This window comes from Pseudomonas sp. GW821-FHT09A09, from assembly GCF_059418405.1.
Window position 1 is genome coordinate 22,025 of the sequence record NZ_JBWKPU010000046.1, and the last position, 23,296, is coordinate 45,320.

Here is a 23,296-nt window from a genome sequence, read left to right on the forward strand (position 1 = left end):
TAAGAAGGGTTATTCAGCGACCTGCAATTCGGGCATCTTCACGCTCAAGCCCCGGGTGATCCCCAGCAGGCAAAGCAGCCCCAGGCCCATCCAGCACAGGCCGATGGTGAAGGACATGCTCGACAGGCTGGTCCACAACCAGATCGTGCTGAGAAACCCCAGGGCCGGCAGCGCGGCGTACAACAGGTAGTTACGCAGGCCACGCAATTTCTGGTCGACCAGGTAATGCTTGATCACCGCCAGGTTCACCGCCGAGAACGCGAACAGCGCGCCGAAGCTGATCATGTTGGCCACGGTGTCCAGGGTGATGAACAAGGCAATCAACGAAAACAGGCTGACCAGCACAATCGCCGTGGCCGGCACGCGCTTTTTCGTCACCAGCTTGCCGAGTACCCGAGGTAATGCGCCGTCACGGCCCATGGCAAACAGCACCCGCGACACGCTGGCCTGGGACACCATCGCCGAGGCAAAACAGCCGGCGACGTAGGTGGCGGTAAAGGCGGTCACCAGCATTTCCCCGCCGACGCGGCGCATCACGTCGACCGAGGCGGAATCGGGGTCGGCGAAGCTGTTCCACTCGGGAAATACCATCTGGGCAAAATACGAGACCAGCAGGAACAACAAGCCGCCAATCAACGACACCAGCAGGATGGCCTGCGGGATGGTGCGGCGCGGGTTGGGGGTTTCCTCGGCCATGGTCGACACCGCATCAAAACCCAGGAACGACAGGCACAACACCGCCGCCCCCGCCATGATCAGCGGCGCGCTGAAGCCTTCATGGTGGAACGGCGCAAACAGCGAAACCGGTGCCGCTTGCTCGTTCAGGTTGTGCACTGACAACGCCACGAACACCACGATGAACACCAGCTGGGCCACGATCAGCACCCAGTTGACCCGGGTGATCGATTCGATGCCCACCAGGTTGAGCCCTGTTACCAGGGCAATCGAGCCGAGCACCCACACGGCCGTCGGCACGCCGGGGAAGTATTCGGACAGGTAGATGCCGATCAGCAGGTAACTGAGCAGCGGCAGGAAGATGTAGTCGAGCAACAGCGTCCACCCGGCGATAAAGCCGAAGCACGCGCCGAACGCCTTGCGGGTGTAGGAGTAGACCGAGCCCGAATAGGGATGGGCCTGGACCATGCGCCCGTAGCTGTAGGCGGTCAGCAACATCGCCGCCAGGGTCAGCATATAGGCGGTCGGCAAGTGCCCACGGGTCATCTGGGTGACCAGACCATAAGTGGTGAACACCGCCAGCGGGACCATGTAGGCCAGGCCGAACAGGATCAGCCCGACCAGACCCAGCGGCTGGCGGAAGTGTCGGCCGCTAGAAGGTGCAGCGGACGCAGGATGAGAGGGGGTATCGGCCACGTTTTTTATTGTCGTCATGGGTGACTCCTGGAAATCGGCATGCAGGGGGTCGCGGCATGCGATGAGATCGATGCCGTTCAAGCGCTGTCGGAAGGCGATCACTCACCCCTCTGCGTGGAGGGGTGAGCGGGTCACATCAGCGTTTTCCCGCGATCCGTGCGGTGCGGTCCACCGCGATGCGGGTCTTGTCGACCAGTTCATCCAGCTCCGCACGGGTGGCCACCAGGGCCGGGGCCATGATCATGCGGCCAAGGGTCGAGCGAATGATCACGCCCTCTTCGAAGCCGAAGGTGCGGCACTGCCAGGCCAGGTCGTTTTCGTTGGCGAAGCGTTTGCGGGTGCTTTTGTCTTCGGCAAACTGCAAGGCGGCAAGCAGGCCGGTGCCCTGGATCTCGCCGATCATCGGGTGGTTGCCGAACACCTCGCGCAGGATCTTTTGCAGGTACGGCCCGGTGTCGTCCTTCACCTGGCGCACGATGCCTTCATCGCGCAGGGCCTTGAGGTTGGCCAGCGCCACCGCTGCCGCCACCGGGTGCCCGGAATAGGTCAGCCCGTGGGCGAACACCCCGCCCCGCTCCACCAGCGCATCGGCGATGCGTGTGCTCAGCACCAGGCCGCCCATGGGCAGGTAGCCGGAGGTCAGGCCCTTGGCGATCGACAAGGTGTCGGGCTCGAAACCGAAGTGCTGGTGGGCGAACCACTCGCCGGTGCGCCCAAAGCCCCCGATCACCTCGTCGGCACACAGCAACACGTCGTATTGACGGCAGATGCGCTGGATCTCGGGCCAGTAGCTTTCCGGCGGGAAGATCATGCCGCCTGCACCCTGGAACGGCTCGGCGATAAAGCCCGCGACGTTTTCAGCGCCCAGTTCAAGGATCTTTTCTTCCAGCTGCAGCGCGCAGCGGCGACCGAACTCGGCCGGCGTCAGGTCACCGCCCTGGGCGTACCAATAAGGCTCGTCGATGTGCGCGACATCCGGAATCAGGCCACCCATATCGTGCATGAACTTCATGCCGCCCAACGCAGAAGCCGCCAGGGTAGAACCGTGATAGCCGTTCCAGCGGCCAATCATGATTTTCTTCTGTGGCTGGCCCTCCACCTGCCAGTAGCGGCGCACGGTGCGGATCAGCACCTCGTTGGCCTCGGAGCCGGAGTTGGTGTAGATCACGTGGCTGTAGTGAGCCGGCAGCAGGCTGAACAGCAGTTCCGACAACTCGACCACCGCCGGGTGGGTGGTGTGGAAGAACATGTTGTAGTAGGCCAGTTGGTCCATCTGCGCGGCGGCGGCAGCGGTCAGGTCCTTGCGGCCATAGCCCAGTTGCGTGCACCACAGGCCCGACATGCCGTCCAGGTAACGCTTGCCTTCACTGTCCCACAGGTACAGGCCCTCGCCCCGCACCATCACACGCGGGCCTTCGGCGTTCAGCGCTTTTTGATCAACGAAAGCGTGGATGTGGTGGGCCGCATCGGACGCCTGGTAATCCTCGGTGCGACGGTTCAGCTGGGCGGGTAGATTCATGGAGGTTCTCTCTTATTAGTGATGACGCAAGGGGGAGCAACGCCGCTCAGCGGTGCTTGCTCATGTAGCTTTCAAGGGGGTCTTTGCTCAGCACGCCCTGGGCTTCGGCGAGCGAGTCGATAAACAGGGCAAACAGCTCCGACTGCGCGCCGATATCGAGCTTGGTGTAGATGTGTTTGCGGTGGGACTTGATCGTGTCTTCCGAGACTTCGAGGCGCTCGGCCAGCGAACGGGTGGAATGGCCGCGCAGGATCAACTGGGCGATCCTGCATTCACGTTCGGTCAGGATCGACGAGCCAAAGTTGTTCAGCGCCGAGTGAATGCGCTGCTCCAACTCATTGGCAAACCGCGCGCCCTGGGCGTCCAAGCCCACAAAGTGCTTGCCCAGCACGGCCAGCAGCCACGGCGTGATGCGCTTGAACTGCTCAGTGGTGGCGGCGTCGAGCTTCTGGGTGAACGCCAGCGACACCGCCAGGCTGGAGCCATTGCCCGACTGCAGGAGGTAGTTGAGTTCATCCTCCAGGTGAGAGTGCCGGTAGAACGACTGGAAGTACTCGCTGAGTTCGAAGTGGTCGGGGGCGACGTCGGCCAGGGCATAGCAGCCCGAGCTGACGCCCTCGACGCAGGCGCCGTAGAACGGGTCGAGCAGATAGAACCCGGACAAGTATTGGCGCACGTTGCCCTGGGGCAGCCACGGCCCGTCCAGCTCGAACAAGGCGCTGGGCATGCCGTCACGCGGGTACCAATACAGTGTCGTGGCCTGGATCGGTTGCAGGTAACCGAGGGCCTCGAACAGAGTGGCCGCGAAACCCGCTTGCCCGATGCTCTCGGTGACCCGGGCCATCTGTTCAAACCACTGCGCGGAAGAAAGCCGGTCGTTTTCCACTTCGAAGACTCGCTCAAGGGACTGCGAGAATGGTCACACACCTGCCTCCTCGTCGAAATCACCCGATAGGGTGAGCCTGCATTCGATATTTATGCTCACTTCCCAGCTTAATAATATTTTATTAAAAACCGCCCTCCCCCTAGCCTTGAAGTCATGCCCAAGCTGAATCCAACTGCATTACGCAAGGACAGACACATGACCCAAGCAATAACAAAAATAGACACCCTCGTCGTGGGAGCCGGTCAGGCTGGCGTGGCCATGAGCGAGCACTTGAGCAAGCAAGGTGTGCCACACCTGGTACTGGAGCGCAGCCGCATTGCCGAGCGCTGGCGCACCGGGCGCTGGGATTCGCTGGTGGCGAACGGCCCGGCCTGGCATGACCGTTTTCCGGGCCTGCACTTCGATGACGTCGCCGACGATGCGTTTGCGCCCAAAGAACGCGTCGCGGATTACTTCGAAGCCTATGCACGCAAATTCAACGCGCCGATTCGTACCGGTGTGGACGTCACCTCCGTGGTGCGCAATGTGGGCCGCCCAGGCTTTACCGTGCACACCAGCGAAGGCGTGATTGAAGCCAACCGCGTCGTCGCGGCAACCGGGCCGTTCCAGAAGCCGGTGATCCCGGCCATCGCCCCCAAAGACACGGCGCTGCACCAGATCCACTCCGCCGACTACCGCAACCCGGCGCAACTGCCAGCCGGTGCCGTGCTGGTGGTGGGGGCTGGTTCGTCCGGCGTGCAGATTGCCGATGAACTGCAGCGTTCCGGGCGCCAGGTGTACCTGTCGGTCGGCGCCCACGACCGCCCGCCTCGCGCCTACCGCAACCGCGACTTCTGCTGGTGGCTTGGTGTGCTGGGCGAATGGGACCAAGCGGCCATGAAGCCGGGGCGTGAACACGTGACCATCGCGGTCAGCGGTGCCCACGGCGGCAAGACCATCGACTTCCGTGAGCTGGCGCAGCAAGGCATGACCCTGGTCGGCCTCACCCAGGCCTTCAACGGCAGCGTCGCCACGTTCCAGCCGAACCTGGTGGACAACCTGGCCCGTGGCGATGAGAACTACCTGGCCCTGCTGGATGCGGCCGATGCCTACATAGAACGCAACGGCCTGGACCTGCCGCTGGAACCCGAAGCGCGCCGCGTGTTCCCCGACGCCGAGTGCATCAAGCAGCCGATCCTTGAGCTGGACCTGGCCGCGGCCGGCATTACTTCGATCATCTGGGCCACCGGCTTTGCCGTGGACTACAGCTGGCTGAAAGTCGATGCCTTCGACGCCGCCGGCAAGCCCGCGCACCAGCGCGGGGTTTCCACTGAGGCCGGGATCTACTTCCTCGGTTTGCCGTGGCAGTCGCGCCGTGGCTCGTCGTTTATCTGGGGGGTGTGGCACGACGCCAAATACGTGGCCGACCACATCGCCATCCAGCGCCAATACCTTGAATACCGCGAAGCCGCCCCGGTGGTTCGCCAGTCCCCTGTCAGCGCCTGATCACCTATTGCCGGAGTTTTTTTGATGCCTACTCACACTCGCATCCGCATGTTCAACACCAAGGAAACCTACCCTAACCAGAGCCTGGACAACGACCTGTGCCAGGCCGTGCGCGCCGGCAACACCGTGTATGTGCGCGGCCAGGTGGGCACTGATTTCGAGGGCAACCTGATCGGCCTCGGCGACCCGCGTGCCCAGGCCGAACAGGCGATGAAAAACGTCAAGCAACTGCTGGAAGAAGCCGGTTCCGACCTGTCGCACATCGTCAAGACCACCACCTACCTGATCGACCCGCGCTACCGCGAGCCGGTGTACCAGGAAGTCGGCAAGTGGCTCAAGGGCGTGTTCCCGATCTCCACCGGGCTGGTGGTGTCGGCCCTCGGCCAGCCGCAGTGGCTGATGGAAATTGATGTGATCGCGGTTATTCCCGAATAAGGAGCGCCACCATGACCTTTTCAATCGTCGCCCGTTGCGCCGAGACCGGCCAGTTGGGCATTGCCATCAGCTCATCGAGCATTGCCGTGGGCGCCCGCTGCCCATGGCTGCGGCCCGGCGTGGGCGCGGTGTCGACCCAGAACATCACCCTGCCGGCCCTGGGCCCGGACGTACTCGATTTGCTGGAACAGGGCCTGGCCCCGACCGAGGCCATCGATAAAGCATTTACGAGCAACGGCTACAGCCAATACCGGCAACTGACGGCGATTGATCACCTGGGCCGCACCGTGCATTTCAGCGGCAGTGAAACCCTGGGCACCCACCATGCGGTTTCCGGTGAGCAGTGTGTGGCGGCGGGCAATATGCTCGCCGACCGCGCGGTGATCGAGGCCATGGTCACGGCGTTTGAAAGCGGCGAAGGCCAATTGGCGGATCGCCTGTTGGCCGCGATGCACGCGGCCATCGCCGCCGGTGGCGAAGCCGGCCCGGTGCACTCGGCGGCGCTGGTGGTGGTGGGTGAACTGACCTGGCCGATCATCAACCTGCGGGTGGATTGGGCCGATGAACAGCCCATCGCCGCGCTGCAAAAACTCTGGGACGCCTACTGCCCGCAAGTGCAGGACTACATCGACCGCGCCCTCGCCCCTGATCGCTCCCCGGGCTACGGCGTGGCCGGAGACGACCGATGAGCCGCAGCCGCCAACTGCTGCAAACGCTGGTGGGGTTCGACACCACCAGCCGCGAGTCGAACCTGCAGTTGATCGAGTTCGTACGCGATTACCTGGCCGAGTTCGGTGTGGTCAGCGAGCTGATCTACAACGAGGAACGCAGCAAGGCTAACCTGTTCGCCAGTATTGGCCCGGTTGAATTGCCGGGGATTGTGCTATCGGGGCATACCGACGTGGTGCCGGTGGACGGGCAGCCGTGGACGCTGCCGCCCTTCGAGCTGACCGAGCGCGACGGCAAGCTGTTTGGCCGTGGCACAGCGGACATGAAGGGCTACATCGCCTGCGTACTGGCGCTGGTGCCGGCGTTGGTCGAGGCGACTTTGCGCCTGCCGGTGCATATCGCGCTGTCGTATGACGAGGAAGTCGGTTGCCTGGGTGTACGTTCGTTGCTCAGCGTACTGGAGCAACGGCCGGTGAAACCGATGCTGTGCATCATCGGCGAACCGACCGAGCTCAAACCCGTGCTGGGTCACAAGGGCAAGCTGGCTATGCGTTGCGACGTGCATGGCGAGGCGTGCCATTCGGCGTACGCGCCTTATGGCGTGAATGCGATTGAGCATGCCGCCGAGTTGATCGGTGAACTGGGGCGGATTGGGCAACGACTGCGAGACACCCAAGATGCGCGGTTTGATCCACCGTTCAGCACCGTGCAGACCGGGGTGATCAGCGGCGGCAAGGCCTTGAACATCGTGCCGGCGGATTGCCGGTTTGATTTCGAGGTGCGGGCGTTGCCGTCCCAGGATCCAGACGAAGTGGCGATTGAACTGAAGGCGTACGCCGAGCAGCACGTGTTGCCGCGCATGCAGGCGGTGAGCGCGCAGAGTGCGATTCGTTTTACCGAATTGTCGGCATACCCCGGTTTGGTCACTGACGAGCGCAGCCAGGCGGCGGAATTGATCGCGGCGTTCTCCGGCTCGCGGGAGTTTGGCACCGTAGCGTTTGGCACCGAAGGCGGGTTGTTTGACGCCAAGGGCATTCCCACGGTGGTGTGCGGGCCCGGAAGCATGGACCAGGGGCACAAGCCGGATGAGTTTGTGAGGGTGGAACAGCTGGCAGCTTGTGATGCCATGCTGCAAAGGATGCTGGACTCGATCCGCACGTAACGTGTTAGACGCCCCCTTGTAGGAGCCGGCTTGCCGGCGATGGCGGTGCATCAGCCAGCACAGTGGTCGGCTGGTGTACCGCTATCGCTGGCAAGCCAGCTCCTACAGGGGATTTGTGTTAGCCCAGAAGTCTTGTCAGTTCTCCCGGCAAAAATCCACAAACAGCTGCACCCTCCTAAGCCGAACACCGGCCCCTCACCCAATGCAAAACTCTGTGGGAGCTGGGCTTGCCCGCGATGGCGATAGGTCAGTTGGCAAATGTGCTAACAGATCCACCGCTATCGCGGGCAAGCCCGCTCCCACATTTTTGCGCTGTGTTTAACCCAGGAGTCTTGCGAGCTCTTCGCGGCAGTAATCCACAAACAGCTGCACTGGCTTGGTCAGCGGCGCGCGACGTAGCCACACGGCCGACAAGCCGGAGCCGGTCACGGTTTCGGCCAGCGGTACACACACCACCTTCTGCCCATCGTAGGTGTACTCGGTGAACGGCTTGGTCACCAGGATCGAAAACCCGAACCCCCGTCCCACCATCCCCCGCACCATTTCGATGGACGGCGAGCTGAACACGATGTTCGGCGTCAGCCCGCGCTCTTCAAAGATGCTCACGAAGTAGGTGCGGCTGGGCAGCACGTCGAGCAAGATCATCGGTTCCAGCACCAGGTCCGCCAGCGAGACCTTGGCCTGCTGCGCAAAGCGGTGATCGGCCGGCAGCAGCGCGTAAGGTTGCTGCGGCGGCATCAGCGGCGTGGTTTCGATGGTGCCGCCCAGGTCGTGCTCGAACAGCATCGCCACGTCGATACTGCCCGCCGTCAGCGCCTGCACCAGCTCCTGCTGCTCGCCGTCGCGGATGCGAATTTCCACCCCCGGCCAGAGCGCCTTGAACCCGGCGATCAGACGCGGCAGGTACAACGGCGCAACGGTTTCAAAGCAACCGATATCGATCTGCCCGGCCACCACATCATTGTCGGCCAGGGCGTTCTGCTCGAATTCGTGGGCCACCCGCAACAGCTCCAGCGCCTTGCGATAAAACCGCGCGCCGCTGGGCGTCAGCGACACACCCTGGGCGTGATGGCGGATAAACAGCTGCACGCCAAAGCTGTCCTCCAGCTGCTTGATCGCGGTGGAGACAGACGGCTGCGCGATGTAGAGCTTGCGCGAGGCCTCGGCGACGCTGCCGCACTCGGCCGTGGTGACGAAATATCTGAGTTGGCGCAGGTTGTAGGCAGCCATCGGGACCTCCAGAAACGCGGGACTTCGCCCATAGACACAGGTAGGCAACATACCGGAGCACGCTCACGCGCGAGCTATATTTTTTAAGGTCTATAGCAACAAACTTACTAATTTACCTCCCTGCGCCCATTGCAGATGATCACTCCAACAACAAAGCGCCCGCCCGTGCGGCGCACAGCGAAGTACGTCAACGTACTCACCTTGCCTTGGAGCTCGTCATGGTTACCACTGCAACATCCTCCGCCCCGCTCATCGAAAAACACACGATAGGATACGTGCCCCCGGAAGATCGCCATGGAAAGGTAAGAGACCTGTTCACCCTGTGGTTCGGCGGCAACATCGCGCCGCTGCCGATCGTCACCGGTGCACTGGGTGTGCAACTGTTCCACCTGAACCTGCTGTGGGGCATCGTCGCGATCCTCGTCGGCCACCTGGTCGGCGGCGTGCTGATGGCCTTGCACTCGGCCCAAGGCCCGCAAATGGGCATCCCGCAGATGATCCAGAGCCGCGCCCAGTTCGGCTCCCTCGGCGCCTTGCTGGTGGTGGTGATCGCCGGCGTCATGTACATCGGTTTCTTCGCCTCCAACATCGTGCTGGCGGGTAAGTCCCTGCACGGCGTGGTCGACAGCGTGCCGGTGCCCGTGGGCATTGTGATCGGCGCCATTGGCTCGGGCATCATCGGCATCATCGGCTACCGCTTTATCCACGTGCTCAACCGCATTGGCACCTGGGTGCTCGGCGCCGGCATCGTGCTGGGCTTCGGCTACATCTTCACCCACGTACAGACCACCGACTTTCTGACCCGCGGCGAATTCAACATCTCCGGCTGGTTGGCGACCGTGTCGTTGGCGGCCCTTTGGCAAATCGCCTTCGCCCCCTACGTGTCGGACTACTCCCGCTACCTGCCAGCCGACGTACCGGTGGCGTCGACCTTCTGGACCACCTACCTGGGCTCTGCCCTGGGCTCCAGCCTGGCCTTCATCTTCGGCGCCGTCGCCGTGCTCGCCACGCCCGTGGGCATGGACACCATGGACGCCGTCAAACTCGCCACCGGCGCCATCGGCCCGCTGATGCTGGTGCTGTTCTTGCTCAGCGTGATCAGCCACAACGCCCTCAACCTGTACGGCGCCGTGCTGTCGATCATCACCCTGATCCAGACCTTCGCCTACCGCTGGATCCCCACGGCCAAGAGCCGCGCGGTAATCTCCACCCTGGTGCTGGCGGCCTGCGCCATTGCCGCGGTGTTCGCCTCCAAGGACTTCATCGGCCACTTCGTCGACATGGTGCTGGTGCTGCTGGTGGTATTGGTGCCGTGGACGGCGATCAACCTGATCGACTTCTATGCGATCCACAAAGGTAAATACGACATCGCCTCGATCTTCCGCGTGGATGGCGGGATCTATGGTAAGTACAACCCTCAGGCGCTGCTGGCGTATGCGGTGGGGATTGCGGTGCAGATTCCGTTCATGAACACGCCGCTGTATGTGGGGCCGATCTCGGCACACATTAACGGCGCGGATTTGTCGTGGGTGGTGGGGTTGGTGGTGACGTCGCCGTTGTATTTCTGGTTGGCGAGTCGGGACAGTGCTTATAAGCGCCGGATGGAGGGGGGGAAGTTGGTGGGTGGGGTTTGAGAGTTTCAAACGCATCCGCAACATAAAAGCCTTTAGCACCGCCCTAAACAAGGATTTTACGTAATCCGGGAGGTGCTATTTGGCAGACTGGAAAAAATTAGCCTTTCTAGAACCCTAAAGGACACACCCACATCAACTTACTGTCACTATACTTTCTAAAAAACCAATTAAATCAAAAGCACCCATAACTCAATAAAAACCGCACCACCCCACATAAATCAAGAAAAAATCAAACCTCGAATAAACTTACGCAAGCTCCATATCAAGACCTTTTTGATCCGAATTAGGATTTGCCAAGAAACTATTATATTGTCATTTCTCAACTGGATCATAAAGCTGCCCCACAATAAAATCCGAAGCGATGAACTCCAGTCACCCAACCAAAATTAAATTACTTAATTTCAGATCGGAAAATCTGATATCTCAGCCCTTAACTTCCTTAGAGAAATCTGATATCGCCTTAGATGCGCACGAGAAAAGGAGGAAAACCTGGCGCACGACCTTACTTTCGCTTTTATTGACTCACCAAGAAACATACGAAATGCTTGATCTCCCTCTGCCTCTTCAAATTTAAGCACCAAGTCATTCAATTCAAGAAGACTGCGAGAAACCTTTTTACGCAACTCACTTGACTCTATCCTTTTTAAAACTGTCGTCCCATTATAAATCTTATGAAGAAGAGCAACAGTTAGATCCGTCTCAGCCCCACCATGTAGGTTTATTATTACAACGTCCTCGGACGGAAAAGTCGAAAAAACATAATCCAACTTACCCTCAACAGCGGCATCAGTTGTACAATTCAAAATCTCATCATGCACATCACCTTTTATGTTATTGCAATGACCGCAAGACCAAAAAAGATTACCCCAGGCAAATTTTAAATCTCTATTTCCTTTATGAGACATTAAATGCTCAACATTCACGGACTGTGGCGAATCCTCACACAAATAGCACCTATTAAAAAAATCAGATTTCAACTGTGTGAGAACCGACTCAATACGGTAGCTTCCGGCATTTTTCTGCTTTTCCAACAGCAGATCATCCTCAGGCCCAGGTAAAGTTTTTGGGAAGTATTGCATGATATTACTCGATATTTTTTAAGGCCAAATTTATAGAACTCAATTCAAGCGCCAGCTCAGAGGACGACTGCATTGAAAAACCTGACGACTCCAGCTTCTGAGTTAAATTCGCCAGTAGAGATTTAGCCTTTTGCAGCTCCTGAAGATTCAAGCACAATTTAATACGCTCCACCTCCATTTTTACATCAAAAGAATACTTATCTACAAGCATGTACTCCTCCAAAATAGCCTCATAAGAAAACTTAGAAAAATCCTCATAGACTTTACCATCCTCAAGATTGAGAATCTTCGCATTACTCAAAGAGGAAATAACAAATGGAGAATGAGTTGATACGACAAACTGAAAATGCGGAAATGCATTTATCAAAAAGGGTAATATCTTTTTTTGCAGTGATGCATGCAGATGAGTTTCAGGTTCATCTATAAGAACCACCCCACCAACATTACTATTATTCCTCGCTGCGGCATCAACGCGCAGCAAAAGCTCAGCATAAATACTTAAAATTGCAGACTGCCCACTAGACAAATTGCTAAACGAGTACTCTTTACTACCTTCAACTATGGAAAAATTCAACTCCTGCCTGTTAAACTTTAGTTTAAGCTCGGCACTCTCAAAGACCTCGCACAATGCATTTTGAAATGATTCAAACCAATCATCAATATATTTAACAGATTCATCATCCCCATCATCACCAGCGAAAGCCCGTTGAGCTTTTAGATTCACTAGATGCTGCAATATCATAGAGTTAAACGCAGGAGTACTGGCCTTTGACAACGAAAGGGTCGGCACGGTGATTGTTTGCGGGATATTGGGTTCTAGAGAACGATTCGCGGTAAAAAAAACACACACTCCAGCATCGCTTAGGAACTCCAGCTCCCCCGACAACTCTATGGATAAGTTAGCATAATCATACTGCTTATAAAAATTCAACTGAACCAAATTACTGGAATTGGGATTTTTTAAATACTCCTGTTCAACCCCGCGTCTTTGCGCCCGCATAACATTAACATTGCCACTAGTAGTCTTTAAGAGACCAAGCTCACACTGTATCTCCTTCAATATAGATGTTTTACCACTACCATTCCTCCCAGTAATTATTAAATGAGACCTCTCATCACCTAAAAATACAGACACTTCCTTAACATTCTTAATAGACTTCACAGAAAACGATTTTATATAAATCAAGTCAGACACATTAGATCTCCCAAACAATAAAACACAATTAACACCCCACAAGCTTTCAGCCCATATAAAACAATAAAAACACCAACCACTTTAATTTGATAATACGTCGAGCCTGCTTTACATTCCCTCCCGCTAAGGCTTTCACTTTTCTTTGATCACAAATTTTCACATAACATGCTCTGCTAGTGAGCCAGCATCAAACCTATTATCATAAAGCGGCAAACTTATAAACCTTTATTATCAAATCAGGCTGATCTAATTTTGCCGCATCGAGTACGGCGTTGCGAACATATAGTCTGCAGTTTATAGTTCGCCCCGTCGCCAACCTCGGTCTGCGACAGGGTTTCGCAGCCCTACCAAAATAGAATCAACCTGCACAGTCATCAGACCCTCAGGCGGAGCCCGCCTGCGTCTCGCTTTATGGCGGCTGTGCGTGGGAGACCTTCGGGTCTGCCGGGGGTGATTCTTCCTGGTCTGCGAACCCGCGCACAGTTGCCACCCAATCTGTTTCGCAGCAGCAAGGTGGCCGTTCTTTTTACCCAAAATAGAATCGAACCTTATGACCAATCAAAATCCGCCCCGCCGCTTCACCCCCATGTCCCAAACCGCAACCGACTACCCCGTTTTGCTGATCGACAGCGACGCCCCACTCAGCGAACTGCACGCCTGGGCCAGTGAACGCCTGAACGCCGCCCTGGCCTACCTGCATCTGATGGCCTGTTCCAACGTCTCCGACTACGCCGAGCACGATATCAATACCGTCGCTAATACCGCCCGGATAATGGTCCAGGATGTGGCGGATGTGTTTTCGGTGATTGAGCGGCGGGGGTTTGATTCGCCTGTCGTGGGTTGATGTGATTTGAGCTGTTAGGAAACCCGCTTTGGCGGGTTTTCTGGTTTTTGGTAACCGGGATATTTGGATTTGAGGGGAGATTTGTGGTGCCTGGGCTGCCGCCTTCGCAGCCTCGCCTGGGCTCGTCAGCTCCCACAGGAGGCCAGCGGGCGATCAAGAAATGTGGGAGCCGTCGAGCTTTAGCGAGGCCGCGAAAGCGGTGGCATGGCTGGCAGTGATCTGGCTTGATGCCTATGATGTGGCCTTTCGCTTAACACCCCAGGAAATACCCATGCCCGCCCTCACCTTCCGCAATGCCCTGCCCGCCGACGCCGCCCGTTGCTTTGAAATCGAAATCAGCGCCTACGAAGGCGACGAAGCCGCAACGCTGGAGAAGATCGCCACCCGTATCTCGCAGTACCCGCAGGGCTTTCTGATCCTGGAAGCCGATGGCGTGGTGGTGGGCTTCATCAACTGCGGTTGCGCGTTTGACGTGGTGATGTCGGATGAGGCCTTCAAGGAACTGGTGGGCCATTCGCCCGAGGCGCCGAATGTGGTGATCATGTCGGTAGTGGTCGACCCGGCGCAGCAGGGTAAGGGTTATTCCAAGGTGTTGATGACCGAGTTTGTGCAGCGCATGCGTGACATGGGCAAGCAGACGATTCATTTGATGTGCAAGGAGCAGCATGTGCCGCTGTATGAGCGCATGGGGTATGACTACGTGCAGCCGTCGCCGTCGGATCATGGAGGGATGGCGTGGCATGAGATGGTGAGAAGCCTTTGATGCCGGCGCCGCAGATTGAAATCAGTGACCAACCCAACGCCGAAGCCGAGCAACTCCTGGGCAGCGGGTTGGCGACGTTCAATGAGGCAGTCGCCGGTTACAACGACCGGCGCTTGCTGACGGTACTGATCAAAGACCCCGTCACCCAGCAAACCCTCGGCGGCATCACCGGCAAGACCACCTTGGGCACGGCGTTTCTCGACCTGTTCCACCTGCCCGAATCCCTGCGTGGTTCAGGCCTGGGCAGCCAATTGCTGCAGGCGTTTGAAGACGAAGCCCGGCGCCGGGGTTGCCGCAATGCGGTGTTGTACACCTTAAGTTTCCAGGCGCCGGGGTTTTACGAGAAGCACGGCTGGGTGCGGTTTGGCGAGGTTCCTTGTGAGCCGCAGGGCAGTTGCCGGGTGTTTCTGTCTAAGCCGTTGTAGCGCCCAGGGTTTTGCCAAACAGCCGGTTCTCGTGGGTTTCCCCTTGAAATGTATAAGTGGGCGAACCCAGCTCCAGATACCCGCGCCGGGGGTAAAAACCCAGCGCCCGTTCATTCCCCACCCACACGGTCGCCCATAGCAGCGAAGCCCCGCCCGCAGCCGCTTGCTGTTCCGCCGCGTCGAGCAACTGCTGGCCAATGCGCTGCCCCGTGAAGCGCTCCTGGATGTACAACCGCTGCAACTCGGCAACGTCACCGGCCTCGATCATCGAGTGGCGGGCGTTAAGTGTGAGCTGGGCGAACCCCACCAGATGGTTGTTCACTTCTGCCACCAGCAACAATGTGCCGGGCTGATCGATCAGTTGGGCGATGGACTCGGGTGCAAAGGCGTGCAGGGCCTCTTTGGCAATCGCGCAGCGAATGCCTTCGGTGGCGTAGGTGTCGAGGAACACCTGCATGCCCAGCACACCGATGCACAGGGCGTCCCGGGGGGCGGCCTGGCGGATCACGGCGCTCAACCCTGCTGCCCCGGTACGGGGAAGATGACTTCCTGGGTGTCCAGGTTGCGGATGCTCGAATAGGTGCGGTATTCGGTACTGTAGTTAGGGCCAACGCCCTTGGTACTGGCGGTCAGGCGGAAGGTCACCACATAACGCTGGCCGGGCTTGAAGTCGACGTCGTCGGCGCCGTTGTTGCAGAACGCGCCGCCGGTGCCCAGGGCATTCATCGACACGTTGCACCAACGCAGCGAGTGTTTGCCGGGGCTGAGTTTCAGCGCCTGTTCGCCGGTGACGTTGAGGATCGACGTGCGCCCGGCGCCGGGCAGCTTGACGCCGTCCACTTCGAAGGCCAGCACCAAGCGGTGGAACGGAATGCCCAGCTCACGCTCGCGCCACGTGTCGAAGTACACCAATGCGGCGTCGGGGGCGTTGTTGGAGAGGTCGACGGGGTGCAGTTTTTCCGGGGCCCAATCGCCCTGGTAATTCTTGTAGTGGTAGTCCGAGGAACAGGCGCCGAGCAGTGGCAGGGTCAAGACGGCGGCGAGTTTCAGCAGTTTCATCGAGTGACGGTCCTTGTGAGCGATGAGATCATATCGACATGATCCCTGATTCCTTGAGGCAATTGCCACTGCTGGTTTGCCGCAGTAGGGTTGTCGCCTCGTCCACCGTCCAGGAGCCCGCCATGAGCTTTTTTTCCGACCCCGATGCCGTTGCCCGTTACGCCGAAGGCCCTGTGCGCCTGGTGCCGGGCTTTGAAGGCCTGCAACGCATGACCACGTTGCTGCTGCGCGAAAGCGTGCCGGCCACGGGCAATGTGCTGGTGCTGGGGGCTGGCGGCGGGTTGGAGTTGAAGCGGTTTGCTGAGGCCGAACCGGGTTGGCGTTTTGTGGGGGTGGACCCGTCGGCAGAGATGTTGAAGCTGGCGCATGCGACGTTGGGGCCCTTGTTGGAACGCGCGCAGTTGCATGAAGGGTACATCGACACGGCGCCAGCGGGCCCGTTCGATGGAGCCACGTGCCTGCTGACCCTGCACTTCATCCCGGCCGAGGAGCGCCTGCAGACGCTCAAAGCGTTATGGCAACGCTTGCGGCCTGGGGCGCCTTTGATTGTGGCGCACCACAGCTTCCCCCAGGCGTCAGATGAGAAAGCCCGGTGGTTGAAGCGCTACGCCGCGTTTGCGGTGGATTCAGGTGTGCCGGCGGCGGATGCCGAGCGAGCGATAGCGGCGATCAGTGAGAAGTTGCCGGTGTTGTCGCCCGAGGCGGATGCGGCCTTGCTAGTTGAGGCCGGGTTCGAAGGCGTGGAGCTGTTCTACGCTGGCTTCAGCTTCAAGGGCTGGATCGCCCACAAACCCTTGTAGTGAGCGGGCTTGCCCCGCGCTGCGCCCCACCTGATGGAACGCGTCGCCCCAGCCCGGGCGCCGTGTTTTTTTCAGGGGGAACTGCGTCGTCCGCGGCGCGAGGCAAGCTCGCTCACTACAAGTGCGAGGAATCATTTACCAGCTGCCGGAGGCTCCGCCGCCGCCGCTGGAGCCACCGCCACCCGAAGAACTGCTACTGCTGGAGCTGGAACTGCCTGAACTCGAACCCGACGAGCCACCGCCCGACCCCGAACCGCCCTCGGAAATGCTCTGCACAAACACGATAAACGCCACGATCGAGGCCGCCGGTATCGCGACCAGCCAGTCCTGGTAGCCATGGCCCAGCAACATCCCCACCGCCACGTACACCGCCGCCACCGCCAGCACCCGTACGATGAAAAAGCGCGGGCTTTTTCTCCAGGATTCGCGGATGACAAAGAACAACCCCGCGTATAACCCCAGCACCAAGGCGCCACCCAGTGGCATCGCCAGCCAGCGCACGAAGTCCACTGCCACGAAGTGATCCACCCCCAACAACCCGACGATATACGCCAGCACCGCGACCACGCTGTAAAACACCACGCGCGCCATCCACAATGCGCCGAAGGTGGCGCCGCCAATCAGCAGGGTCAACGGCAACACCAGCAAGTACATCGGCCAGTCAGGGCCACCGCCGTAAATGGTCAGCAACACCGTGGCCGCCACGCTGGCAATCAACGCACGGCGCCAATGCAGCTTCCCGGCTGCCATCAGCACGCCGCCGATGGCCCCGGCGATAAACGCCAGCAGTAGCGCAATGAACTGAGGGTTAACCTCTCGTGCAGCCGGCGCCGGCAGATCACCGCCGTCCACCAGCAGGGTCAAATCGTTGACCGCCTGCTGCACGCCGCCCGCAAAGTCGCCCTGGCGAAACGCCGGGGTGATGTGTTCTTCGATGATGCGGTGGGCCAGCAGGTCAGTCACGGTGCCTTCAAGGCCGTAACCCACTTCGATGCGCACCTTGTGGTCTTCCTTGGCCACCACCAGCAGGATGCCGTCGTTGACATCCTTGCGCCCCAGCTTCCAGGCGCGAAACAGCTGGTTGGCATAGTCCTCGATGCTTGCGCCGCCGGTGGTGGGCACCAGCAATACCGCGACTTGCGCGCCTTTACGCTGCTCAAGGGCGGCGAGTTGATCTTTGAGACGGGTGGTCGTGCCCGCGTCGAGGGTGTTTGTAAGGTCGATCACCCGCTGGTCAAGGGCAACACCAATGGGCGAACTCTGCGCCTGGGCGGTGCTCAACAGGCCGATGAACAGTATTGCCACCAGGCTCAAGATGGATTGCCGCAAAATCGCCATCATGCTTTGTTACCCGAAGTTTCTTCCTGAAGGTGCCGACTTTACCTTATCGACCTACAACACGTACGTCCTGCTCCCATTACCAACTGCCGGAAGCCCCGCCACCGCCACTGGAACCGCCTCGGCCCGACCCGCCGCCACCGGAGGAACCACTGCTGGAAGATCCGCCGCTGGAGGAGCCGCCGCTGGACCTGAAGCGCACACGACGAGATCCACCGCCCGACCCCGAGCTGAAATCACTGGGGCTCAGGCAGAAGATGAACAGCCCTGCAAACGCAGCAATCGGCACCGCCAAGAACCAACTGTCAGGGCCAGCCTCCGCGTCCAGCCCGGCCGTTACATACACCCCCACCGTCAGACACAGTCGTACGAAAAACCCTATTCGGCTTTTTCCCCAGGCGAACCTCATGACCACCGACGCGACCCAGAACAACCCCAGCAAAATGGCTGAACCCACCAGAATGTGAAACCAGTCGATAAAGTTGACGTCGCCGTATTGGTTCACCACGAGCAGACTCACGACGTAAACCAGTAACGCCAACGCGCAGTAGAACAGCCTGGGAAACCGCCACAACATTGCGAATGCCACAGCGCTTACAAGCACGTTCGATGCAAACACCAAGGGGTACAACGGCCAGTCCTGATACAGGGTTAAAACCCCTACCAGCAACGTCAGCACCAGCGTGGCCATCACGGCGTAGCGCATGCGCAGCCTGCGGCTCACCACCAGCACACCACCCGCTGCTCCGATCACAAACGCCAGCAACACAGCAGTGACGCCCAGCGGCGACGCTTGCTCAACCAGTTTGAACGAGCCGGCATCTTCCACCAGCGATACCAGGGCATTCACGCCATCGGTAATCCCCCCCGCATAGTCGCCCTGACGAAAAGCCGGTGTGATGCGCTCCTCGATGATGCGCTTGGCCAGCACGTCGGTGACGGTGTTTTCCAGCCCGTAGCCCACTTCGATGCGCACGTTGCGGTCGTCCTTGGCGACCACCAGCAGAATGCCGTCGTTGAACGCCTTGCGCCCCAGTTTCCAGGCGCGGAACACCCGGTTGGCATAGTCTTCGATACTCGCACCCTCGGTGGTGGGCACCAGTAGAACCGCCACTTGCGCACCGTTGCTTTGTTCAAGCGCCGCGAGTTGGTCGGTGAGACGGGTGACGACGCGGGTGTCGAGGGTGTGGGTGAGGTCGATCACCCGCTGGTCGAGGGCCACGCCAATAGGCGAAGCGTCCGCCAGGGCGACGCGCAACAGGCCTGTGGCCATTAGTACCAGCAGACTCAAAATAGATGGGTACAACCACCGCCTCATGCTTTATTACCTGAAGTTTCTTCCTGAAGGCGCCGACTTTACCCTATCGGCGCTATAACGCGTGACCCCACGCCTTTGACTATCTAAACTCCCAACACGCTAGCAATACGCCATAACCGAGAAGCCCATGGACCTACGACACCGCAACAACGTCAGTGTGATGGGCCACGGCACCTCGACCCTGGTGTTTTCCCACGGTTTCGGCTGCAACCAGGCCATGTGGAACTACCTGGCGCCGCAATTTTTCGAGCGCTTCCGGGTGGTCATGTATGACCTGGTCGGCGCCGGTCTCTCGGACCTGGGTGCATTCGACAAGGCCAAGTACAGCACGCTGGACGGCTATGCCCGAGACTTGAACGAGCTGATCGACGCCTTTGCCGTCGGCCCGGTGATCCTGGTCAGCCATTCGGTCAGCGCGATGATCGGCACCCTCGCCGACCGCCAGGTGCCCGCGCGTATCGCCGCCCATGTGATGATCGGCCCTTCCCCGCGCTATATCGATGACGTCGGCTATGTCGGCGGATTCACGCGCAGCGACATCGACGACCTGCTCGACACCCTCGACAGCAATTACCTGGGTTGGTCCAGCACCATGGCCCCGGTCATCATGGGCGCGCCTGGGCAACCGGCGCTGAGCGAGGAACTGACCGACAGTTTCTGCCGCACCGAGCCGGAGATTGCCAAGCAGTTTGCGCGGGTCACCTTCCTGTCGGATAACCGTCAGGACGTGAGCGGCCTCACCACCCCGGTGCTGATTCTGCAATCGAGCGATGACCTGATCGCTCCGGTCGCCGTGGGCGAATACCTGCACAGCGTGTTGCCCAACAGCACCTATTGCCTGGTCGATAACGTCGGCCATTGCCTGCACATGAGCGCGCCACAGGCGTGCGCGGCGGCCATGGAAGTGTTCCTGGCGCCGTGGGCGGTCGCCCATGCCAGTTGACCTGTTCGACAGCGCCGCCTGTGCCCTGGCGGTCACCGCCGAAGACGGCACGATCGTGCAAGCCAACGCCCGTTTCAGCGACTGGTTGGGGTTCAGCACCGCCGAGCTGTGCGGCCGGCGCTTCCAGGACCTGCTGACCATGGGCGGGCGGATCTTCCACCAGACTCACCTGGCGCCCATGTTGCGCATGCGCGGCAGCGTCACCGAAGTGAAGCTCGACATGCTGCACCGGGACGGGCACAAGGTGACCGTGCTGCTCAATGCTCTCAAGCGCGAACAGGCCGGCGGCGTGGTGCATGACCTGGCATTGTTCGGCACCACCGACCGCGACAAGTACGAGCGCGAGTTGCTCAACGCGCGCAACCTGGCCGAGGCGCTGCTGCAGGAAAAAACCGCCACCGAACTGGCCCTCAAAAACGCCCAGGCCGAACTCAGCGAGGCGTACGCCATCGCCCAGCGCCGCGCGCTGTTTGCCGAGCAGATGGTGGCGATCGTCAGCCATGACTTGAAAAACCCGCTGACGGCCATTCGCATGGCGTCGGACTTTCTCAACCGTGGCGAGCGCACCGCCAAGGAGCGCCAGTTGCTGGGGCATATCGGCCAGTCCTCCGAGCGTGCGCAACGGATGATCGCCGACCTGCTGGACTTCACCCAGGCTCGGGTCGGCCAGGGCATTACCATCAAGGCCGCGCCGCTGGATTTGCACGCGGTGATTCATCGCGCCGTGGACGAGCTGCGCGTGGCCTTCCCCAAGGCCACGCTGGAACACACCGCCGACGGCAGCGGCGAGGCTTGCCTGGATGCCGACCGCGTGCAGCAGATCATCGGCAACCTGGTGGCCAACAGCGTGGCGTATGGCGACCTGCTGCGGCCGATCACCATCACCTCACGCCTGGGCGACAGCGGCTGCGAAGTGTCGGTGCACAACCACGGCGCAGCCATCCCGCAAACGTTGCTGGCCGGGCTGTTCGAACCCATGACCCGCGGCACCGACCAGGGCAGTGATGTGCGCAGCGTGGGCCTTGGCCTGTACATCGTGCGCGAACTGGCCAGGGTGCACGGTGGCGACGTGGCCGTGAGTTCCTGCGCCACCCAGGGCACCACCTTTACCGTAACGTTCTAGAAACCGCAGGCAGTGCCCTGCATGATCGGCTCCACGCGGCCGGTCAACACCACGCCGCCCTGCCCGTCCCATTGCACGGTGACGCTGCCGCCGTCGCACTGCACCTCGACGCGGTCGTCCAGCAACCCACGGCGGATGCCGTTGACCACCGCCCCGCAGCAGCACGACCCCGAGCCCAGCGGCACGCCGCCGCCACGTTCCCAGATGCGCAGGCGGATGCGGCCACGGTCGAGCACCTGCACGAAATGCACGTTGGTCTTGGCCGGGAACAGCGGGTGAACTTCCAGCACCGGGCCGAGTGCCGCGACGTCGACCGTGTGGATGTCCTCCACAAAAAACGTGAGGTGCGGATTGCCCATGCTGCATGCGGCCGGGTTGCCCTCGATGGGTAACACGCAAGTGTCCAGCGCCTCGGCCAGGGGCACGGCCGCCCAGTCCAGGGAGGGCTGGCCCATGTCCACCGAGACGCACTGCCCGCTGGCACGTTCGCAGGTCAACAGGCCACGATCGGTGCGCAACACGACGGTGTCGGTGCCGGCTTCGTGCATCAGGCGGTCGGCCACGCCACGGGTGGCGCTGCCGCAGGTCGCCAGGGGCGTACCGTTGGGGTTCCAGAACTTGATGCGCGCAGCGGCGTCGTCGCAGTCGAGCACTACGGCCAGCTGGTTGAAGCCGATGCCGGTGTGGCGGTCGCCGAGCGTGCGCGCGACCTGCGCGGTGATGGGGTCGTGCAGGCCACGGCGGTCGATGATGATGAAGTCGTCGCCATGGGCGTGCATCTTCACAAACGGCAAGGTCATGGGCGCTCCTGTGGGCGAGCTGAACGGGAGCCTAAGCATACGGCAGTTTCATCTCGGCGGATTCGGTCGCGTGCTAGCGTATTTTGGTGCCAATCCTGCCGAGCCCTTCATGAACAAAATTGCCTTTGCCCTGGCTGCCGTGCTGGCTGCGCTGTCCCACGCAGTCTTGGCCGCCGACCTGTGCCAGCCCACCGCCACCAACCCGACGAACAAAGCCCTGCTGGCCGCTGCCGAACGCCATCTGGGCGACCAGCCTCACCCGCTGGCCCACCTGCACACCGAAGGCACCCTGCCCCATCAAGGGATTCGCGAGCAGAGCATTACTGCGGAAAAAGACTGGCCGATCCTGCGCCAAGCGGCCCTGGCCTGGCGCTTGAGCGGCGATGCGCGTTACCTCAAGCAGGTCGATGACTACCTCGCCGCCTGGGCCGAGGTGTACCAGCCGGACTTCAACCCGATCGACGAAACCAACCTCGATATGCTGATCAATGCCTACGCGCTGACGGCCGACCACCTGCACCCGCAGACCCGCGAGGCCGCCCGCCAGTTGATCAGCCGCCTGGGCAACGGTTACATCGCGCATATCCAGCAGTTTCACGGGCAGAAAAAAGGTACCCAGACCAACAACTGGCAGAGCCATCGCGTCAAGTTGGTGACCGTGGCGGCCGCCGCGCTGGGTGACCGGGCGATGCTGGAGCAGGCCCATCAACTGTTCAAACAGCAGATTGCCGATAACGTGCTGCCTGACGGTTCGGTGACGGACTTTCAGGACCGCGACGCCTTGCATTACGTGGTCTACGACCTCGAGCCCCTGGTGCAGGCCGCGTTGGCGGCCAAGCCCTACGGCGGCGACTGGCTGACGCTCAGCGCCAATGGCGCATCACTGGGCGCCGCGCTGGATTGGCTCGTGCCCTATGCCACCGGGCAACGCAGCCACGAAGAGTTCGTGCATACCCACGTGCAATTCGACAAAGACCGCGCCAAGGTCGGCGAGGCCGGGTACGCCGGCACCTGGCAGCCCAAGAGCAGCGCCACGCTGTTCTGGTTGGCGGCGCAGTTGGACCCGCGTTACCTCCCCGTGGCCAAACAACTGGCCGAACACCCGGCCGATTGGATCAACGCCTGCTATTTGAAATAACCTGTTGTAGTGGGGGGGGGGGGGGGGGGGGGGGGGGGGGGGGGGGGGGGGGGGGGGGGGGGGGGGGGGGGGCGGGGGGG

Annotated in this window: 23 protein-coding genes; 12 read left to right on the forward strand and 11 right to left on the reverse strand. The window is 60.4% G+C overall.

What is annotated here, in order from left to right:
• Nucleotides 1-9: 9 nt before the first annotated feature.
• The 3 genes from AC07OV_RS27540 to AC07OV_RS27550 all read right to left on the reverse strand — a co-directional run bounded on the left by AC07OV_RS27540 (nucleotide 10) and on the right by AC07OV_RS27550 (nucleotide 3,734).
• The gene (locus AC07OV_RS27540; protein WP_495093372.1) at nucleotides 10-1,389 is read right to left on the reverse strand and encodes an APC family permease; all 1,380 of its coding nucleotides are present in this window, start codon (nucleotides 1,387-1,389) and stop codon (nucleotides 10-12) included.
• 118 nt (nucleotides 1,390-1,507) lie between these two features.
• Nucleotides 1,508-2,890 carry an aspartate aminotransferase family protein gene (locus AC07OV_RS27545; RefSeq protein ID WP_495093373.1) on the reverse strand — a complete coding sequence of 461 codons (1,383 nt, stop codon included), beginning with the start codon at nucleotides 2,888-2,890 and terminating at the stop codon, nucleotides 1,508-1,510.
• Between the two features lie 46 nt (nucleotides 2,891-2,936).
• Complete coding sequence (locus AC07OV_RS27550) at nucleotides 2,937-3,734, reverse strand: helix-turn-helix domain-containing protein (RefSeq protein ID WP_495093390.1); 798 nt, start codon at nucleotides 3,732-3,734, stop codon at nucleotides 2,937-2,939.
• 195 nt (nucleotides 3,735-3,929) lie between these two features.
• On the opposite strand from AC07OV_RS27550, the gene AC07OV_RS27555 reads away from it, so the two are divergent.
• The 4 genes from AC07OV_RS27555 to argE are packed head-to-tail and all read left to right on the forward strand — an operon-like array spanning nucleotide 3,930 to nucleotide 7,527.
• On the forward strand, nucleotides 3,930-5,261 hold the full coding sequence (locus AC07OV_RS27555) for a flavin-containing monooxygenase (RefSeq protein WP_495093374.1): 1,332 nt from the start codon (nucleotides 3,930-3,932) through the stop codon (nucleotides 5,259-5,261).
• A gap of 24 nt (nucleotides 5,262-5,285) precedes the next feature.
• Entirely contained in the window at nucleotides 5,286-5,696 is a 411-nt protein-coding gene (locus AC07OV_RS27560) for a RidA family protein (RefSeq protein ID WP_016969085.1), read from the forward strand.
• An 11-nt stretch (nucleotides 5,697-5,707) separates the two neighbouring features.
• Entirely contained in the window at nucleotides 5,708-6,385 is a 678-nt protein-coding gene (locus AC07OV_RS27565) for a DUF1028 domain-containing protein (RefSeq protein WP_495093375.1), read from the forward strand.
• Nucleotides 6,382-7,527, forward strand: coding sequence for an acetylornithine deacetylase (gene argE, locus AC07OV_RS27570; RefSeq protein ID WP_495093376.1), 1,146 nt, complete (start codon nucleotides 6,382-6,384; stop codon nucleotides 7,525-7,527). The genes AC07OV_RS27565 and argE overlap by 4 nt, the downstream gene beginning before the upstream one ends.
• A gap of 318 nt (nucleotides 7,528-7,845) precedes the next feature.
• On the opposite strand, the gene AC07OV_RS27575 is transcribed toward argE, so the two are convergent.
• Nucleotides 7,846-8,757 carry a LysR substrate-binding domain-containing protein gene (locus AC07OV_RS27575; protein WP_010171799.1) on the reverse strand — a complete coding sequence of 304 codons (912 nt, stop codon included), beginning with the start codon at nucleotides 8,755-8,757 and terminating at the stop codon, nucleotides 7,846-7,848.
• A gap of 218 nt (nucleotides 8,758-8,975) precedes the next feature.
• Between AC07OV_RS27575 and AC07OV_RS27580 the strand changes: the two genes are divergently transcribed.
• Nucleotides 8,976-10,391, forward strand: coding sequence for a purine-cytosine permease family protein (locus AC07OV_RS27580; protein WP_495093377.1), 1,416 nt, complete (start codon nucleotides 8,976-8,978; stop codon nucleotides 10,389-10,391).
• Nucleotides 10,392-10,792: 401 nt separating this feature from the next.
• On the opposite strand, the gene AC07OV_RS27585 is transcribed toward AC07OV_RS27580, so the two are convergent.
• Together AC07OV_RS27585 and AC07OV_RS27590 are read right to left on the reverse strand one after the other, a co-directional pair.
• Nucleotides 10,793-11,470 carry a hypothetical protein gene (locus tag AC07OV_RS27585; RefSeq protein ID WP_495093378.1) on the reverse strand — a complete coding sequence of 226 codons (678 nt, stop codon included), beginning with the start codon at nucleotides 11,468-11,470 and terminating at the stop codon, nucleotides 10,793-10,795.
• Between the two features lie 4 nt (nucleotides 11,471-11,474).
• On the reverse strand, nucleotides 11,475-12,665 hold the full coding sequence (locus AC07OV_RS27590) for an AAA family ATPase (RefSeq protein ID WP_495093379.1): 1,191 nt from the start codon (nucleotides 12,663-12,665) through the stop codon (nucleotides 11,475-11,477).
• Nucleotides 12,666-13,215: 550 nt separating this feature from the next.
• On the opposite strand from AC07OV_RS27590, the gene AC07OV_RS27595 reads away from it, so the two are divergent.
• From AC07OV_RS27595 to AC07OV_RS27605, 3 genes are all read left to right on the forward strand, one after another.
• Nucleotides 13,216-13,509 (forward strand): fructose-bisphosphate aldolase, encoded by a 294-nt coding sequence (locus tag AC07OV_RS27595; RefSeq protein WP_495093380.1) that lies wholly within the window; start codon nucleotides 13,216-13,218, stop codon nucleotides 13,507-13,509.
• Between the two features lie 271 nt (nucleotides 13,510-13,780).
• A complete protein-coding gene (locus AC07OV_RS27600; RefSeq protein ID WP_495093381.1) occupies nucleotides 13,781-14,272 on the forward strand; it encodes a GNAT family N-acetyltransferase in 492 nt (163 codons plus the stop codon).
• Nucleotides 14,272-14,697 (forward strand): GNAT family N-acetyltransferase, encoded by a 426-nt coding sequence (locus AC07OV_RS27605; RefSeq protein ID WP_495093382.1) that lies wholly within the window; start codon nucleotides 14,272-14,274, stop codon nucleotides 14,695-14,697. Before AC07OV_RS27600 ends, AC07OV_RS27605 begins: the two co-directional genes overlap by 1 nt.
• Here AC07OV_RS27605 and AC07OV_RS27610 read toward each other — a convergent pair.
• Nucleotides 14,684-15,154, reverse strand: coding sequence for a GNAT family N-acetyltransferase (locus AC07OV_RS27610; protein WP_495093391.1), 471 nt, complete (start codon nucleotides 15,152-15,154; stop codon nucleotides 14,684-14,686). The genes AC07OV_RS27605 and AC07OV_RS27610 overlap by 14 nt on opposite strands.
• 56 nt (nucleotides 15,155-15,210) lie before the next feature.
• The gene (locus tag AC07OV_RS27615; protein WP_495093383.1) at nucleotides 15,211-15,756 is read right to left on the reverse strand and encodes a hypothetical protein; all 546 of its coding nucleotides are present in this window, start codon (nucleotides 15,754-15,756) and stop codon (nucleotides 15,211-15,213) included.
• Nucleotides 15,757-15,878: 122 nt separating this feature from the next.
• On the opposite strand from AC07OV_RS27615, the gene AC07OV_RS27620 reads away from it, so the two are divergent.
• Complete coding sequence (locus AC07OV_RS27620) at nucleotides 15,879-16,556, forward strand: class I SAM-dependent methyltransferase (RefSeq protein WP_495093384.1); 678 nt, start codon at nucleotides 15,879-15,881, stop codon at nucleotides 16,554-16,556.
• 135 nt (nucleotides 16,557-16,691) lie between these two features.
• Here the strand turns inward: AC07OV_RS27620 and AC07OV_RS27625 are convergent, their stop codons facing one another.
• On the reverse strand, nucleotides 16,692-17,897 hold the full coding sequence (locus AC07OV_RS27625) for a TPM domain-containing protein (protein ID WP_495093385.1): 1,206 nt from the start codon (nucleotides 17,895-17,897) through the stop codon (nucleotides 16,692-16,694).
• 76 nt (nucleotides 17,898-17,973) lie between these two features.
• Nucleotides 17,974-19,212 carry a TPM domain-containing protein gene (locus tag AC07OV_RS27630; protein WP_495093386.1) on the reverse strand — a complete coding sequence of 413 codons (1,239 nt, stop codon included), beginning with the start codon at nucleotides 19,210-19,212 and terminating at the stop codon, nucleotides 17,974-17,976.
• A gap of 127 nt (nucleotides 19,213-19,339) precedes the next feature.
• Here AC07OV_RS27630 and AC07OV_RS27635 point away from each other — a divergent pair, with 127 nt between their 5' ends.
• Together AC07OV_RS27635 and AC07OV_RS27640 are read left to right on the forward strand one after the other, a co-directional pair.
• On the forward strand, nucleotides 19,340-20,155 hold the full coding sequence (locus tag AC07OV_RS27635) for an alpha/beta fold hydrolase (RefSeq protein WP_495093387.1): 816 nt from the start codon (nucleotides 19,340-19,342) through the stop codon (nucleotides 20,153-20,155).
• Entirely contained in the window at nucleotides 20,145-21,278 is a 1,134-nt protein-coding gene (locus AC07OV_RS27640) for a PAS domain-containing sensor histidine kinase (protein WP_495093388.1), read from the forward strand. Before AC07OV_RS27635 ends, AC07OV_RS27640 begins: the two co-directional genes overlap by 11 nt.
• Here the strand turns inward: AC07OV_RS27640 and dapF are convergent.
• Nucleotides 21,275-22,078, reverse strand: a complete 804-nt coding sequence (dapF, locus tag AC07OV_RS27645; protein ID WP_494998817.1) for a diaminopimelate epimerase — start codon at nucleotides 22,076-22,078, stop codon at nucleotides 21,275-21,277. The two genes, AC07OV_RS27640 and dapF, sit on opposite strands and share 4 nt — an antisense overlap.
• 109 nt (nucleotides 22,079-22,187) lie before the next feature.
• On the opposite strand from dapF, the gene AC07OV_RS27650 reads away from it, so the two are divergent.
• Nucleotides 22,188-23,216 (forward strand): alginate lyase family protein, encoded by a 1,029-nt coding sequence (locus AC07OV_RS27650; protein ID WP_495093389.1) that lies wholly within the window; start codon nucleotides 22,188-22,190, stop codon nucleotides 23,214-23,216.
• Nucleotides 23,217-23,296: the final 80 nt, after the last annotated feature.

What these genes read in the sequence shown, in the direction of transcription:
- AC07OV_RS27540 (WP_495093372.1), bottom strand. Translation starts at nt 1,389, where the DNA reads ATGACGACAATAAAAAACGTGGCCGATACCCCCTCTCATCCTGCGTCC.
- AC07OV_RS27545 (WP_495093373.1), bottom strand. Translation starts at nt 2,890, where the DNA reads ATGAATCTACCCGCCCAGCTGAACCGTCGCACCGAGGATTACCAGGCG.
- AC07OV_RS27550 (WP_495093390.1), bottom strand. Translation starts at nt 3,734, where the DNA reads ATGGCCCGGGTCACCGAGAGCATCGGGCAAGCGGGTTTCGCGGCCACT.
- AC07OV_RS27555 (WP_495093374.1), top strand. Translation starts at nt 3,930, where the DNA reads ATGCCCAAGCTGAATCCAACTGCATTACGCAAGGACAGACACATGACC.
- AC07OV_RS27560 (WP_016969085.1), top strand. Translation starts at nt 5,286, where the DNA reads ATGCCTACTCACACTCGCATCCGCATGTTCAACACCAAGGAAACCTAC.
- AC07OV_RS27565 (WP_495093375.1), top strand. Translation starts at nt 5,708, where the DNA reads ATGACCTTTTCAATCGTCGCCCGTTGCGCCGAGACCGGCCAGTTGGGC.
- argE (WP_495093376.1), top strand. Translation starts at nt 6,382, where the DNA reads ATGAGCCGCAGCCGCCAACTGCTGCAAACGCTGGTGGGGTTCGACACC.
- AC07OV_RS27575 (WP_010171799.1), bottom strand. Translation starts at nt 8,757, where the DNA reads ATGGCTGCCTACAACCTGCGCCAACTCAGATATTTCGTCACCACGGCC.
- AC07OV_RS27580 (WP_495093377.1), top strand. Translation starts at nt 8,976, where the DNA reads ATGGTTACCACTGCAACATCCTCCGCCCCGCTCATCGAAAAACACACG.
- AC07OV_RS27585 (WP_495093378.1), bottom strand. Translation starts at nt 11,470, where the DNA reads ATGCAATACTTCCCAAAAACTTTACCTGGGCCTGAGGATGATCTGCTG.
- AC07OV_RS27595 (WP_495093380.1), top strand. Translation starts at nt 13,216, where the DNA reads ATGACCAATCAAAATCCGCCCCGCCGCTTCACCCCCATGTCCCAAACC.
- AC07OV_RS27600 (WP_495093381.1), top strand. Translation starts at nt 13,781, where the DNA reads ATGCCCGCCCTCACCTTCCGCAATGCCCTGCCCGCCGACGCCGCCCGT.
- AC07OV_RS27605 (WP_495093382.1), top strand. Translation starts at nt 14,272, where the DNA reads ATGCCGGCGCCGCAGATTGAAATCAGTGACCAACCCAACGCCGAAGCC.
- AC07OV_RS27610 (WP_495093391.1), bottom strand. Translation starts at nt 15,154, where the DNA reads ATGCAGGTGTTCCTCGACACCTACGCCACCGAAGGCATTCGCTGCGCG.
- AC07OV_RS27615 (WP_495093383.1), bottom strand. Translation starts at nt 15,756, where the DNA reads ATGAAACTGCTGAAACTCGCCGCCGTCTTGACCCTGCCACTGCTCGGC.
- AC07OV_RS27620 (WP_495093384.1), top strand. Translation starts at nt 15,879, where the DNA reads ATGAGCTTTTTTTCCGACCCCGATGCCGTTGCCCGTTACGCCGAAGGC.
- AC07OV_RS27625 (WP_495093385.1), bottom strand. Translation starts at nt 17,897, where the DNA reads ATGATGGCGATTTTGCGGCAATCCATCTTGAGCCTGGTGGCAATACTG.
- AC07OV_RS27630 (WP_495093386.1), bottom strand. Translation starts at nt 19,212, where the DNA reads ATGAGGCGGTGGTTGTACCCATCTATTTTGAGTCTGCTGGTACTAATG.
- AC07OV_RS27635 (WP_495093387.1), top strand. Translation starts at nt 19,340, where the DNA reads ATGGACCTACGACACCGCAACAACGTCAGTGTGATGGGCCACGGCACC.
- AC07OV_RS27640 (WP_495093388.1), top strand. Translation starts at nt 20,145, where the DNA reads ATGCCAGTTGACCTGTTCGACAGCGCCGCCTGTGCCCTGGCGGTCACC.
- dapF (WP_494998817.1), bottom strand. Translation starts at nt 22,078, where the DNA reads ATGACCTTGCCGTTTGTGAAGATGCACGCCCATGGCGACGACTTCATC.
- AC07OV_RS27650 (WP_495093389.1), top strand. Translation starts at nt 22,188, where the DNA reads ATGAACAAAATTGCCTTTGCCCTGGCTGCCGTGCTGGCTGCGCTGTCC.